The sequence below is a fragment of the Lunatimonas sp. genome (assembly GCF_020832325.1).
Taxonomy (GTDB): Bacteria; Bacteroidota; Bacteroidia; order Cytophagales; family Cyclobacteriaceae; genus Lunatimonas.
Genome location: NZ_JAFIEU010000023.1, coordinates 1 through 15,295 on the forward strand (window position 1 = coordinate 1; position 15,295 = coordinate 15,295).

9 protein-coding genes are annotated in these 15,295 nt (G+C 49.5%); 1 reads left to right on the forward strand and 8 read right to left on the reverse strand.

Annotation, left to right across the window (positions count from 1 at the left end; translation table 11 throughout):
- Window positions 1–162 precede the first annotated feature (162 nt).
- Window positions 163–816: a methyltransferase domain-containing protein gene (locus JJU34_RS09220; RefSeq protein ID WP_228692089.1), complete on the forward strand. Its 654-nt coding sequence runs from the start codon at window positions 163–165 to the stop codon at window positions 814–816.
- Window positions 817–933: 117 nt separating this feature from the next.
- On the opposite strand, the gene JJU34_RS09225 is transcribed toward JJU34_RS09220, so the two are convergent.
- The 8 genes from JJU34_RS09225 to JJU34_RS09260 all read right to left on the reverse strand — a co-directional run bounded on the left by JJU34_RS09225 (window position 934) and on the right by JJU34_RS09260 (window position 15,282).
- A complete protein-coding gene (locus JJU34_RS09225) occupies window positions 934–2,007 on the reverse strand; it encodes a putative zinc-binding peptidase (RefSeq protein WP_228692065.1) in 1,074 nt (357 codons plus the stop codon).
- A 54-nt stretch (window positions 2,008–2,061) separates the two neighbouring features.
- Window positions 2,062–2,625 carry a hypothetical protein gene (locus tag JJU34_RS09230; RefSeq protein WP_228692066.1) on the reverse strand — a complete coding sequence of 188 codons (564 nt, stop codon included), beginning with the start codon at window positions 2,623–2,625 and terminating at the stop codon, window positions 2,062–2,064.
- Window positions 2,626–2,709: 84 nt separating this feature from the next.
- A complete protein-coding gene (locus JJU34_RS09235; RefSeq protein ID WP_228692067.1) occupies window positions 2,710–4,113 on the reverse strand; it encodes a hypothetical protein in 1,404 nt (467 codons plus the stop codon).
- 26 nt (window positions 4,114–4,139) lie between these two features.
- Complete coding sequence (locus JJU34_RS09240) at window positions 4,140–6,980, reverse strand: TonB-dependent receptor (RefSeq protein ID WP_228692068.1); 2,841 nt, start codon at window positions 6,978–6,980, stop codon at window positions 4,140–4,142.
- Between the two features lie 157 nt (window positions 6,981–7,137).
- Entirely contained in the window at window positions 7,138–9,972 is a 2,835-nt protein-coding gene (uvrA, locus tag JJU34_RS09245; protein ID WP_228692069.1) for an excinuclease ABC subunit UvrA, read from the reverse strand.
- Window positions 9,973–10,090: 118 nt separating this feature from the next.
- Window positions 10,091–11,770, reverse strand: coding sequence for a DUF748 domain-containing protein (locus JJU34_RS09250; RefSeq protein ID WP_228692070.1), 1,680 nt, complete (start codon window positions 11,768–11,770; stop codon window positions 10,091–10,093).
- A 105-nt stretch (window positions 11,771–11,875) separates the two neighbouring features.
- Window positions 11,876–12,817, reverse strand: a complete 942-nt coding sequence (locus JJU34_RS09255; protein WP_228692071.1) for a lytic transglycosylase domain-containing protein — start codon at window positions 12,815–12,817, stop codon at window positions 11,876–11,878.
- A gap of 182 nt (window positions 12,818–12,999) precedes the next feature.
- The gene (locus tag JJU34_RS09260) at window positions 13,000–15,282 is read right to left on the reverse strand and encodes a molybdopterin cofactor-binding domain-containing protein (RefSeq protein WP_228692072.1); all 2,283 of its coding nucleotides are present in this window, start codon (window positions 15,280–15,282) and stop codon (window positions 13,000–13,002) included.
- Window positions 15,283–15,295: the final 13 nt, after the last annotated feature.

A 15,295-nucleotide genomic window follows, 5' to 3' on the forward strand; every position in this document is an offset into this window, starting at 1 on the left:
CCCACCGGATAAACCTGAACGGAGAGTCCATGAGAAAGGGGATTTTAAAAAATGAATAAATAATTTTAACTACTTTGCACCTTCTTTTGGAGTGGCACCATTTGACCGAAAACGCTGGCATGGTCCGACCGAAATATCCAAGAGATTGGATTACTTGGCAATATTGAAGGAAAAAGGATTTTGCACTTGCAATGCCATTTCGGACAGGATACCATTTCACTTGCAAGACATGGAGCATTGCCAACAGGAGTTGACTTTGCAGAAAACGCAATTGAAAAAGCAAAAAAGCTTAATGACTTATTAGGTACAAATGCAAAATTTGTTCACAGTGACATCTACAGCCTTCCTGAAAATCTTGATGAAAAATTTGATGTTGTTTTTACTTCATATGGTGTGATTGGTTGGTTGCCAGACATGAAAAAATGGGCGGATATTATTAATCATTTTCTAAAGCCCGGAGGAGAATTTATAATGGTAGAGTTTCACCCGGTTGTTTGGATGTTTAGCTATGATTTCAAACAGATTGAGTTTAGCTATATGGATTCAGCTCCGATTATTGAAGAATTAGAAGGTACATATACTGACAGAAATGCTCAAATAATAGAACAATCTGTATGTTGGAATCACGGACTGAGTGCTGTTCTTGATTCACTTATAAAATCAGGATTAGCAATATCAGATTTCAAAGAGTATAATTATTCACCTTACGATTGCTTTAATAATACCATAATTACTGAAGATGGGAATTATAAAATAAAGGGATTAGAAGATATGATACCGATGATTTATTCGGTTAAAGCCAATAAAATGACATAAAAAGCAACCTGTGCTTTCTACCTATGAGGCACTGGAGGAAATAATGGGGCCTACCTCGTGTAAGTAAGATAGACTTTTTTGATGAAAAAAGGTGGGCCAACTTGCGGTATTCTGCTCCTATACCTGCCTACGCGATTCGCTCCGTATCACTCCGTGCACAAACTCCAGCTTCCGGATCACGGAAGGATTGATTACAAAGGGATAGAGGTCGGAGGCTCCCATACTTCGGTTTATGCTGTTGAGCGCAATGGACAGCGGCATCCACATGGCGATGATCTTGTTGAAATCCTCGCAAAAATAGGCGTTCTCATCCACGTCCGAACGCAGCCACTTGGAGGTCTGCACAGACCTGGGATGTACCTGCGTACCGAAACTATAGGCGGTCTCCAGGGTATCCACAATATGCAGGTAATGTGCCCAGGTCTCTGCCCAATCTTCCCAAGGGTGCATGGTGGCATAGGCACTGATGTACGTTTCGCGCCAATCTGGGAGAGGACCTACCTGGTAGTGCCTCTCCAGAGCGGAAGCGTAGTTCTGGGTTTCATCCCCAAATAATGTCCGGAAGCCATGCAGGTGATCGCTCTCTTTGACCAATAGGTCCCAGTAATAATGCCCAATTTCATGCCGGAAATGCCCGAGCAAGGTGCGGTACACTTCATCCATCTCGTTTCGCATCATTTCCCGCTCCACATCGTCGGCCTCCGCAATATTCAAGGTAATGATCCCCTGGGCATGGCCGGTTACGACGGGTTGGCTGATATCTTGTCCACTATTGGATTTAAAATCAAACACCAAGCCCCGCTTTGGATCGCGGTGCTTGCTTAACAGGGGCAACTGCCAGTTAAGCAACGTGTACACCAGGCGGTGCTTGGCTTCTTCGATGGCCTTCCACCGTTTCCAATAGGAGGGCTGGGACAGATTCGGTATCACCCTGTTAAGCTCACAGGCTCGACAGAAAGTGTCCGAGTGGTCTACAGGAATAATCCAGTTGCATACCCCAAGCCGTTGGTTTTCGCAGTACCTAAACTCCAATGACAGGTGTCGGCTATGATAGGTTCCAGTATCCCCCGGATCGAGTGATAGCATGTGTAGGTTTTTGGAATCAAATCCCAGCAAACAGCCACAATTAAGGCAGGAGGCATTGTCAAAAAAAACAGGATGACCACAGGTGTCGCAATAGAACAGCTTCATGGTTCATATTACACAAAAAACAGATAGAAAACCCGAGTTCTTTTGTTAAATACCTTACTTTGCCACCAAGGACGGTGCCAACCACCTTCTGGTGGAAGGATCAAAGGCATTTCGCCTATCGGGAAATTCGATGTATTCCTCCTCCCCAGAGTTTTCTGGATAATAAGGAGATAGGTCCTCCCCGTTTACCATCTTAGCAAAGAGCATCATCGCCTTGGCTTGTAGTGATTCCTCGGGCATCTTCCAGGTTCGGAATACTTCTTCGTAATAGGTTAAGCTATCCTCCTCATTGCGCTGGAATCGAATACCCGTGGCAACAAATTTTTTAAATAGGCTAGGTGCCTCCCGGCTAATAAGTAGGTGCTCAACCCCCTCTTTGTCTACATGGTAGGCTAATACTCGGTGCTCTTTGGCATGCTGGGCGTAATAGACCGAGAAGCGCTCCTCAAATTTATTGTCGTGATCGGCATGACGTTTGGGTAGCTTGCCGTAGTAGCGCACCATGCGGTACATCAACTCATCTCGCTCCCCCTCCGTAAGCTGGCTGGGGTCATAGTTCGCCTGCCCGCAGGAATAGCTAATGGCACAGAGGATAAGTAATAAGCTCAGAGAATTCATTATTTCATTTATTCGATTGACTAATAAAAAGGACCGGGCTTTTCTTACCCGATCCTTCAAAAAATCTACTTCAATTTGTGCCTGTTAATATTCCTTGTCAACGGGATCAAACTCCGCCCATCCGTCGGTCCAATCGGTACCGCCAAATCCACCTAAGAACGTCACGCTCTGATCAAAGAAATTCGCTCGAGAAGCTTCTGCGAACTTAGGTAAGTCAAATTTTGCCCCGCTAGCGGCAAGGCCTCCATTGATGGTAAAGTTCGGATTAGACGGATACTCATTGGTCAATCGGGTGCCAAAGAACCAGTCCTGACGCATTCCCAATGCCTCATGCTCTGCAGCGGAAGCAGGGGTATTTACCACCGTATTCCGCGACTCAATGTAAGCAGCTACAGCGTTTACATCCACATCGGTACCTGCCCGGAACTTTTCGTTTGGAGCGAAGAAGATATTGTTAGCTATAAATCCGTTTTCGTTTACAGCATATTGCTCATATACAGAGGGCTGATTCATGCGAAGTGCGCGGGGAAATCCCGCAAAGACAGAGTTAGTGATGGTAACGGCCGTTCTTCGTCGCAAATCCACCGCATAGGCAAAGTTGTTGTTGCCTGGATTGGTACCAGTAGCAATGGGTCCTACCACGGTGATATTGGAGAAGGTACCTGTAGTATAGGGCTCCACATTGTTGTCATTGGGTCCGTTGTCACACTCGAATGCGTTGGATTCGGACTGATCTGCATAGCCCCTGTACCGAACGGCCAATCCGAACTGAACGTTGCCGGAATAGCCGAAGTCGACGTCAAAGTCATCATCCCACATGGCAAATGAGATCAGGTTTTTGCCATTAACGGTTCCACCAAACCATTCGAAGCCATCGTCACCTCCAAAGGAAACCATACAATTTTCCATTTTGGTGCGACTTCCCACACCGCCCATGGTAATCGAGTTGGTCTCGTTATTTACCGAAAGTTCGATCCCCGCAAATTCCACTCGAAGGAATTCGTAGATACCGGAATCGTCGTCGTTTTGAGTGGCGTCACTCCTTCCAAAGGTAACCGGAGGATCTATGCCCTCGATGTTTGGATTGGTCTGGTTGGTTTGCGCGTTACCGATGATGACCAAGCCACCCCAGTCGCCTCGGTCCCACTCTCCGGGACGTTGGTTGGAAGTCATTACGATGGGTTCCTCCTTGGTTCCCTGTGCGATAATCTTACCTCCACGGTCTACAATCAAGGTACCTTTGGATCTCTTTTCCCCAAAAATAACCGTTCCCGGGTCTATGGTTACCACCTGACCGGATCGAACGAAAGTCTGCCCCACAATCAGGTACTTGTTGTCTTTTGTCAAACGTTGGGTCTGTAGATCGCCACTCAGTTGTACAAACTCAGATTCCGGATCTACCGGACCCAAATTTGGTGAATCGTCCGTAGAACAGCCTGCCGCTAGGATGGCAAAGGCAATCATCGCGAGAATAAATAGGTTTTTCATGGTGATTAGTTAAAATTAGTTGATGTTCAAAATAAATAGCTGATAGAGGTAGTAAAGAGGGTTCCCCTTCTGAACTGAAAGATGGGGCTGTCCACGTCCGGGTCCACCGAGGTGGATCCATAGAGGAATGTGGAGTTTTCGAAGAAGCGATAAGGCGCATTAAGTACATCCTGAACGCCTGCTTTGAGGGTGAGCTTTTCGGAAAGTTGCTTGCTTACTGTCAGATCCAGCGCATGCCTAGGCAGTTCAAAGATGGTCGGAAACAGGTAGTTTCCTACGGCATATATCCGCTGCCCAAAGACATTGTATGCTGCCCCAACCTGGAATCCCTTTTCCACGTCATCGTATACCAATCCCGCATTCACGATATAGGGAGACTGTCCCTGCAGGGGTCTTTTTTGGTCCTGGGACAAGTCTTCTCCCGGGCCAAAGTCTACTTGCGAATGGATCAGGGAAGCGTTTAGATTTACCTGAAATCGATTGAGGAAGCTGGAGGCAAACACATCTTGAAAGGACTTTCTGACCTCGATTTCCGCTCCATAGTTATAGGCCCGTTCTGCATTGCCATAGGCAAAGCCCGGTGATTCGGTTTGAACCACAATCTTCGCTTCTATGGGATTGAGGAAATATTTGTAAAACACCCCAAAACTGATTGTTTCGCCGGGTCTCGGATAGGTTTCTATACGCAGATCCACGTTGTGGATATCGGCTACCTTGAGGTCCGGATTTCCGGTGACGGTGGCCTCCAGTCGGAAGTCGTAGTATTGGAAAGGTGCAATCTCCCGGAACTCAGGCCGGTTGACGGTTTTCCCATAACCGAACCGAACCAACGTATTTTCCGCAACGCTATAATCCACGTTCAAAAATCCCAAAGGGGAAAAAACAGGGTTCGTGATTTCAAAAGGACCAATCTCGTTGGCGGAGTTCACTTCCTGCACGTTGTATTCCATCCGTGCCCCTCCGGAAAAGTTGAACAGCCCAACCGGGTACACGAGGGAAAGGTAACCGGCAGTAAGCAGGTTGCTGGCGGTGTAGCTGTCTACCGGCCGTGTACCTTCTTCGATGACCAGCCCATTGTTTCTTCGGATGTTTTCAGGGGAAAAGATCTGATCAAGCGGTTGCGTTCTAATTTGTTCTCCGATCGCCGGATCATTCCCTCCGCCAGGATAAAGGTAGTTAATATACCGGGCATCAAAGGTCCTATTGCGGAATTCAGCCAAGTACCCGGCCTTCAGCTTTCTGGGCTTGTCCTCATCACCGCCGAGGATTTTTTCAAAGTTTAACCCGTTGGAAAAGCCCTGTTCAGCAAGTTCACCCCAATACCGGCCCGTATCGAAGAGGTTGGAACTGGGCGGCAATATCATGGAAAATGGAGATTCCGAACCGGATGCTGGATCGAATTGTATGGTCCTAAAACGCCTCAAATCGGGCTCCAGCTCAGCTATGTAATTGAATCCCATTACCCAATTGAGCGAGGACTTAGAAGCCGGGAACTGATGGGTGCCTTCCAACTGACTGGTAAGTAGGGTTCTACTGCGGTACTGAAGCATGTAGTTTCTTCTTAGGTTACCGGCAAACTGCTGGTAATCGTAGCCTTCCCGCACTACCGTGGTGTTTTCACCTATTTGGTTAAACAGGTTCTTAAACTCGATGCGGTTAAATGCGTTGATGCGGTAGTTCCAGTTGGAGATGATCCCCACACGGTTGTCCTTTTCGTAGGTGGCGTCCTGAAAGGCAAATCGCCGCAAGATGGGTGCCTCCCGATTTTCCCAGGTGAAATACCGGAAAAAATCCCTACCGTACTGTTGGTAGCTTTGGGAGATGTTGAAGGAAGTGACTGTAGACAGGCTACCCGGCCCTTTTAGTTCAAAATTCTTTCCAAAACTAATCCCTGCCGACATGTCCGGTATAGCTTGTGACTGCGCGGGCTGAAAATCATTGCGCAGGCTCTTACCAGCTGTTTCCCTCAGTTCTGAAAAACGACTGGTACCCTGTAGGGTCCGGGTGTCAGGAAAACCGGCGGGCAAATTCCGGAGCCCATTGTCGAATCCAAAGAAATCGGTGCCCGACCCCGCTGCCTGAAGGTACTGGTTGAAGGTAGTTCCCTGCCGAACCCCAATGCCGAAATTGACTTGGGTAAAGTCTTCGGTAAAGGCATTTTTAGTGTATAGCTTGATTAGGCCGCCGGAGAAGTCCCCAGGATTCTCCGGTGATCCGGATTTGAAGATCAACATCCTATCCAACGTCTGGGAGGGGATAAGGTCGAAGGAAAAAGTACGGCGATCTATTTCCGTGCTGGGTGCTATGGCGTTGTTGATCATGACCTGGTTGTACCGTTCAGGCACACCTCTTACCATCACAAACCGGTTGTTGACAATCGTTATTCCAGGAACCCGGCTCATCGCCTGTGCCGCATCCCGGTCTTGGGAGAGCTTTATCTGATCCGAGGAAATGCCACTGACCACATTGAGCGAGCGGCGCATCTCAGAAATCACGGCCATTTGGGTGCTGGTCTCCCGGGCGGCAGTGACCACTACCTCACCCAGTTCATCCGCGTCCTCCTCCATTTGCAGGTTAACCGAAGTAACCTTTCCCTCTGCCACTTGCAGTCCCTCCAGTCGAACGGATTTGTAGGAGATAAAAGAAATTTTAAGATTATAGGTGCCTGGCTGAATCTGCGTGATTTCAAAACCGCCGTCCAGATCGGTAGCGGCACCTTGGGAGGTTCCCTCAATCAGCACGTTAGCACCGATGATCGTCTCGTTGGAATTCGCATCGGTCACAACTCCCCGTATGGATCCCGTCTGGGCTAGCACAGACATGCTGCATAGGGCAAGCAGCATCAGGGGGAAAAGTCGTTTTAACATAAACTTCGTATCGTTTTATACAGCGATACAAAGGTGCGGCTCTCGTATGAATTGAACGGGTAGGAATATTTAACAAACTGTTAACAATACACAGTAGTCCATAGGCATTTGTTTACTTATCCGTAATACCGGTCCAATAACACCCGGTTTACTGCGGTTACTTTCTTTTCAGCTCCTCAAACAGAAACCTCCCTGTGTGGCTTTTGGGATTTTTGGCTACTACTTCCGGGACTCCTTCGGCCACTATCTCTCCGCCCTTATCTCCACCTTCCGGTCCCAGATCGATGAGGTGGTCGGCTACCTTGATTACATCTAGGTTATGCTCAATGATCAGTACCGTATTGCCCTTATCCACTAACTTATTTAGCACTTCCAGCAGGTGTTCGATGTCTTGAAAGTGAAGCCCAGTGGTAGGCTCATCGAGGATGTAGAATGTCTGGCCGGTATCCTTTTTGGATAGCTCGGTGGCGAGTTTTACACGCTGTGCCTCTCCGCCGGAGAGGGTGGTGGCATGCTGCCCCAACGTAATATAGCCTAGCCCCACTTCAAACAGTGTCTGAATCTTCCGAAGTATCTTCGGCTGATTTTCAAAAAACTCCACCGCCTGCTCTACCGTCATGTCCAACACGTCGGAAATACTCTTGCCTTTAAAGCGCACCTCCAGCGTTTCCCGGTTGTAGCGCTTGCCCTTGCAGGTCTCGCAGGGGACGTGTACATCGGGAAGAAAATCCATCTCAATAAGCTTCATCCCCGCTCCCTCGCAATCCTCACAGCGCCCTCCCTTCACGTTAAAGGAAAAACGGCCGGGCTTGTAACCCCTAATTTTGGATTCGGGGAGCTCGGTGAAGAGGGCCCGAATATCGGTGAAAACACCCGTGTAGGTAGCTGGGTTTGATCTGGGAGTACGTCCTATAGGCGATTGGTCCACCTCAATGACCTTGTCCAAATGCTCCAATCCCTGTACGCTCTTGTGAGGAAGTGGCTCCTTTTTTGAATGGTAAAAATGGCGGTTTAATAGCGGGTACAGGGTTTCGTGAATCAACGAACTCTTGCCCGATCCGGATACTCCTGTCACACAGATCATGGTGCCCAGCGGAAATTTGACCGATACGTTTTTCAGGTTGTGGCCAGTGGCTCCCTTCAGTACCAGTGATTCCCCATTTCCCTTCCTCCGCAACTCCGGCACTGCAATCTGCTTCTTGCCGCTCAGGTATTGAGCCGTGAGGCTGTCCAACTGCAAAATCTCTGTGGGCGTACCGCTGGCTACTATCTGCCCGCCGTGCCTCCCGGCGCCAGGTCCTATATCCACGATATGGTCTGACTCCAACATCATGTCCTTGTCATGCTCTACCACCAGCACCGAGTTCCCCAGGTCCCGCAGGTCTTGGAGAGCCTTGATCAATTTGACGTTATCCCGCTGATGTAGACCGATGCTTGGTTCATCCAGGATATACAATACCCCGACGAGCTGTGTACCAATCTGTGTGGCCAGACGAATACGCTGTGCCTCTCCCCCGGAAAGCGTCCGTAAGGGGCGGTTGAGCGTGAGGTAGCTCAGGCCAATATCCAACAAAAAGCCAATCCGCTTACGAATCTCCTTAAGTACTTCCGCACCGATGATGCGCTGCTTTTCGGTCATGCGGCTTTCCACATCTGAAAACCATGCCGATAGTTGTGAGATGTCCATCTCTGCCAGCTCCCCAATATGTTTCTCGGCTACCCGAAAATGCAGCGATTCCTTCTTGAGCCGGTATCCGCCGCAGTCCGGGCAGGTACGGGTAGTAGTGAAGTCAGCTACCCACTTTTGGATCTTATCCGAGCCGCCTTCCTGCTGTTTTTGGAGAAAATGAATGATGCCTTCGAAGGTGGTGTTCCAAGTGGTCCCGGGGTATTTCACGGAATCTACCGCCACTTCCACATGGTCCCCATATAGCAAGGTATGGATTACCTCTTCGCTGAGCTTTTTTATGGGGGTTGAAATACTGGCTTTGTGACGCTTTAGGATGGCATCAATCTTTTTAAAGATCCATATATCCCGAAATTCACCCAAGGGAGCGATGCCTCCACGGCTGATGCTCAGATCCGGGTCGGGCATGATATTTTCTCTGGTAATCTCCTCTATCACACCCAACCCATTGCAGGCAGGGCAAGCACCATAGGGGCTGTTAAAGGAAAAGTTATTCGGGGCGGGCTCATCGTAGCTGAGGCCCGTTTCCGGATCCATCAAGTATTTGGAAAAATGGTACACGGCACCGCTTTCGTCCCGCAGCATGATGATGCCCTTTCCTAGGTTTAAGGCGGTCTTTAGGGACTGCACGATGCGGTACCTATCGGTCTCATCCGCCACGATGCGGTCTACCACGATCTCTATGTCGTGGATCTTGTAGCGGTCCAGTTGCATCTTTGGCACGAGATCCATGACCACGCCGTCTACGCGCACTTTGGAGTAGCCCATCTTTCGTACCTGTTCAAAGAGCTCCCGGTAGTGGCCTTTCCTACCCTTGACCACGGGCGCCAGCAAGTAGAGTTTCTTCCCTCCAAACTGCTGAAAGAGCTGCTCCACGATTTGATCTTCTGTCTGCCGGACCATCCGATGTCCGGTCAGGTAGGAAAACGCTTCCCCCGCACGGGCATACAAGAGGCGCATAAAGTCGTAAATCTCCGTGACGGTTCCCACGGTGGATCGGGGATTTTTGGAGGTGGTTTTTTGCTCGATGGAAATTACGGGTGATAGCCCATTGATCTTATCCACATCGGGCCTTTCCATGCCGCCCAGAAAGGAACGGGCATACGCAGAAAAGCTCTCCATGTACCTTCGCTGCCCTTCTGCATAGATGGTATCAAATGCCAAGGAACTTTTGCCGCTGCCGCTTATTCCTGTGATCACCACCAGCTTATACCGGGGCAGGCTTAAATCGATGTTTTTGAGATTGTGCTCCCGGGCACCAAAAATCTCTATTAATTCCTCGGTAAGTACGTTTTCTTCAGTCATAAACGGATAGATCCCTTGCTGATCGGCCAAGTTCGCAAAATTAGGTATTATTCGGAGATTCGACCAATAACCCCTAGTAAACTTCCCCCGGTGGATTTTGGTTCTGCCAGCATTCCGATTAATTCTTGCGGGCCTTTTCCCGGAGATCTTCCTCCGAATCACCTATGATGGTAGACTTGAGCCCACTCAGCATCAACTGCCACCAGTAATTAAAAATAAACTTGCTCTGATCGCGGACTTGGTACACGGCTCCTTTTTTCAGTTCCCCCCGCTTGGTGGGATTTTGAGACTTGATTACCAACTTATTCGCCAAAAATGAACCGATCCGCTGAAAGATATTCTGATCGTGGCCAAAATTCTTGTCCAAAATCTCGATCTCCAGGTCCTGAAACTTAGCTATCAACTCTCCGGCCCCATCGTAGTCGTTTGCCGAGATATTAAAATGCAATTCCGTCAGCTGCCCGTCCTTCAGAGCCACCCGGGTAGCGGGTTCTACCATGGCATTTATCGCCTTCAGATCAAATCCTCCCACGCTTCCCTGCATGGTAAACCTCCCCTTTTCGTCCAGTAAGAAGTACCGGCTCTTTAGGTTAATCTTGCCCTGACCCATGAGTCGGGCTTCCGCAATCAGATGCAGGGTGTCGCTTTTGAGCAAATCTTCCTCGTAGGTGGTGAAGGGATAGATGGTAGCTTGCAACCGGTCAAAGAAGATGATTCCAGATCGGGGTGCATCGTTGTCCGGGCGTTCTTCATAGGAAACCCGCATGTTCTCTACAGCGATGGTGTCGATCTTGACCCTTAACTCGATGGATTTAACAATCTCGTGAATCATCTTCGGGCGTTTGTCTCTATCTTCCGGTCGGCGTTTGTCCCGAAAGACTTCCAATTCGGGGTCTGTAACCAGGAGCTTCTCGGCATGAAGCTCCCCAGAGCTTAAGTAGCCGGCGAGGTCAATACCCAACAGTTCCAAACGCCCCTGCTTCAGCTCCATCCAATCGGTCTCCTTTTCAAACTGCCGGATGTAGGCGTACTTTTCTAACTTGTTTATCAGCGATACCTTATCGATGAACAGCCTTCTGTCATCCGTGTCAAATGAAAGATCTTTGGCGCTGATCGCATTTCGATAGTCGTTGAGGTGAACGGTGGCTTCGTCCATATAGCCCTGAATAAAGGCTATATCAAACAAGGCTTGCCGATCGCGCAAATGCTCTCTCGTAAATTCCAATTCATCAGCGAATACATACAAATCCTTCAAGCTCAATCTCGTTGAATCGGTGTAGCTGTCTTTGTTGAAAAAATTCAGTTTGTTGACCCGAATGTGATTTACAAAGATGCGGTCGTAATCCTTTCCCTCCCGCTTTGGGGCATTTGAATTTCCCATTTCCAGCTCTTCTAGCGGGGGCGTGGAACTTTCCAAAGAAAAGTCCTCCAAGTGTGCGGAATCTAGGCGAATGGAATTGTCCAACAAAAAATCCATCCATCGAAAACCGGTGAGGTTGGCCTCCTTTATGTTCAGGGTAAAGCGGATCTTGTCCTTTTCACTTTCCAGCTCTCCTGGACTGATTGCTACATCCCTCAACCGAAGTACCGTACCAAAAAAATCGTAGTCCATGCGGATGTCGCCAAAATGAACCTCATGACCGGCAAAATCAGAAGTCCGAGTGATCATGTCCCGAACAATTCGCTCTCCATTTTTATTGAGGTACAGGTTGACCACCGTGGGCAAGCTGAAATAGACTACGGCCACGATGCCAATCAATACGACAGCCACCTTCAACAAAATACGTAGGAGTCTCATGGGGTAGAACGTTTTAGGTCTGGATATTTTTTATCAATATAACCTTAATTTATTTTATCCTACCCATACATGCTATTTTAAACTGCAACCAACCAATCTAAATTCCTACAATGGCAACTCAATGGTATAGGTTTTCCCACTCCCAACGCTTAGCTTATCGGACCTCAACCAAGCATTGTGTAGCTTGAGTTCCTTGTAATTACTTCCATGCTGAATGGCCCATGAGGCTAAATTAGAGATGGAGGACGTAACCACCACCTCCCGATACCGGGGCAATTGGTATAAATCGGAGGCCTGTAGCTCAAAGCCATATTGCGAGGGATGGGAAAACAATTCCTTCATGGCCAGGACACGAAACATGTATCGGCTGGTTTCCTCGTTGAGGTACAGGTCGTAGTAGTTGGGCACCTGCTGCTCATTGATCCGGCGGTTTAGGCCCGCCATACCCATGTTGTAGCTCGCTGCCACGTTGGTCCAACTGCCAAAACGCCCGTACGCGGAACGCAGGTATTTGCACGCAGCCACCGTTGCCTTCCGCCAGTGATACCGCTCGTCTACCTCATTGCTGACTTCGAGTCCAAACTCTTTGGCAGTGCTGGGCATAAATTGCCAAAACCCACGAGCCCCGGCAGGTGATACCACGTTCATCAGTCCGGACTCGATCAGTGCCACGTACTTAAAATCATCCGGTATCCCGTTTTCCTGCAACATCTGTTCGATTTCCGGGAAAAACCTTCCCGCCCGCTTCATCATCAACACCGTATTGGACTCCCAATAGGCATTTACATAAAGCTCCCGCTCCAGCCGCTCGTAGACATCCGGCTGATGCAGAGGAACTGACTCACCGGCGAAATCCAGCTTCTCCGGCAGCTTAAATATTCCAACTCTGGGACCGGGAGGCTCTTGGGCTGGGCCAAGAAAGGACTCCTCTTTTTGCTCGCGCGCCGGAGTATACGGATTTTCAGAAATTCGGTTCCATAGGAACGCCAAGCCTAGGAAGAGAATCCCAACCAAGGCATACAAGATCGTAAGTTGATTATTTTTCAAGTGTCAAAAATTAACGTATGTCTCCCTGCACGTGCTGCCGATTTACCCAACAGGTCTAGCACGTAAACCACCCCGCTGGAAATAATACTGAAAGATAACGTTTTCGCATCAATCCTAAAATGGAAAAATGGTGGAAGGTATTCCAATAAAAAAACCCGAGGGTAACTCGGGTTTAGAAAGGTTTATGCAAGACGAAACGGAAGCTGGTACACCCGCTTGCCGGTTAGCTTGTAGTAGGCGTTTGCCAATGCCGGGGCCAACGGCGGAACAGGCGGTTCACCCACTCCGGTTGGCTTTCGGGAACTCTCTATGATATGCACATGGATTTTTTGGGGTGACTCTGGCATACGTACCAGTTGGTATCCGTCAAAATTGTTTTGCTCTACCTGTCCGTTTTTTAGGGTGATGGCAGAGGTATTGGCAATGCTGGTTCCAAAAATCGCTCCGCCTTCAAATTGGGACCGAACCCGATCGGTGTTAACGGCAATTCCACAGTCTACCGCATAGTGCACCACAGGAATGGTGATTTTGCCGTCCGATGTCCTTCGTAGCTCGACCACGCAGGCCACATAGGTCAGAAAACTCTTGTGCACGGCAAACCCCATAGCCGTTCCTGTGGGTAGTGACTTGCCCCAGCCAGATTCCTCTACCACCCGGCGTATCACCCCCTTCAGTCGGGCGGTTTCCCAAGGAAAATCTTCCAGCGGCTCCCCATAATTGCCAAAGTCTCCCTTGATCTCCCCCTCAAAGGTCAGCTTTTCGTCGTCTGCCAACATCTCCAAGTTAAAGGCTACCGGATCTTTACCACATGCCTCCGCGACCTCATCCATCATAGTGCAAATCGCAAAAGCATGGTGAATATTGCTCACAGACCTCATCCAACCGATTCGGGTATGGGCTTTGGATTCGTGGGTTTCGATGCGGATATGGGGCACCTGGAAGGGATAATCGATGCAGCCCAACCCCAGTTCACCGTCAGAGGGATGTAACTCTTCGGCGTTTGAAGTGGCCCCGATTGCGGGGAAAACGGTGTGGTGATTCCATCCAGTAAGTCTACGGTTTGCATCGAGCGTGGCCCGAATGCGCTGCGCACTGTGCGAATGGAAAAAATCATGGTGTAGATCATCCTCCCTGGTCCATTGCACGCGAATGGGCATACCCATTTCCTTCGCCAACAAGGCTGCCTCTACCAAAAAGTCCGGTTTGGACTTCCGTCCAAAGGCTCCTCCCAGTAGGGTCACACGTACGGTGATGTCCGCCAGTGCAACACCGGTAGCCTCTGCCACAGATTCCTTTGCCCATTGGGGGTGCTGCGTGGGCGCCCAGATCTCTAATTTACCGCCCTCCCACCGTGCGATGGCGGCTGGTGGTTCGATGGTGGCATGGGCATAAAAGGGGGCTTCATATACCCGATCTATCACACGGGAAGCCTGCGATAACGCCGACTGAAAATCGCCACGCTCCCGCCGCACCATGCCGTCTTTTTGGGTACTGGCCTTCATTTCTTCCAATTGCTGCCGGGAGTCGTAATCGGCATTGGGACCCATGTCCCACTCGATCTCCAGCGCTTTTCGACCCTGCATCGCTGCCCACGTATGGTCGGCAATAACTGCCAGTCCTTCCAAAGGCTTGTTCAGCCCGGGAGGAATGCCAGACCCGGAAATCTTAATAACCTGCCTAACGCCGGGAACCGCCAATGCTTTTTCATCCTTGTAAGAAACGATTTTCGCCCCCACCACCGGAGAACGGGCAATGACTGCGATCTTCATCCCGGGCAAATCTACGTCCGCCCCAAATACCGCCTTACCGGTAACAAAGTCTTTCAAATCAATGATGGGCGTATCTTTTCCCACTAGTTTATACGTAGAAAAATCCTTTAGCGGCACCTGGCTTGGCTCGGGAAGCTCCAGCGATTGCGCCTTTGAGGCCAGTTCACCAAAGCCCAAAGACCGTCCACTACCGGCATGGTTGATCCGTCCATTTTCAGCGACACATTCCGACGCTTCTACGCCCCATTCCTTAGCCGCAGCCTGCGTCAGCAAGTACCTAGCGGTGGCACCAGCCTGACGCATGGGCTCGTAAAACATCCTCACCGAAAAAGAACCATCGGTGTTTTGATTTCCATACGTATCTTCATCTCCCACCGCCTGCACGATCTTCACCTGGCTCCAGTCTGCTCCCAATTCGTCTGCAACGATCATAGGCAGAGACGTGCGTATACCTTGTCCCATCTCGGAGCGGTGCGCAATGATCGTTACCGTCCCATCTGGATCTATACGTAAGTAGGCATTGGGTGTAAACACCGCATCCCCGTCCTTGGTACTACACTGAAACGTAACTCCTAACATCAGGCCACCTCCGGCCAGTGCACCTAGCTTCAAAAAATCCCGTCGGGAAGGCTGGTAGATTCGGGTGGTGGAGGGATCTTTTTTGGGAAAAGTGAGAAATGGAAATTTAGGTATCATGGATTTCAAGGTT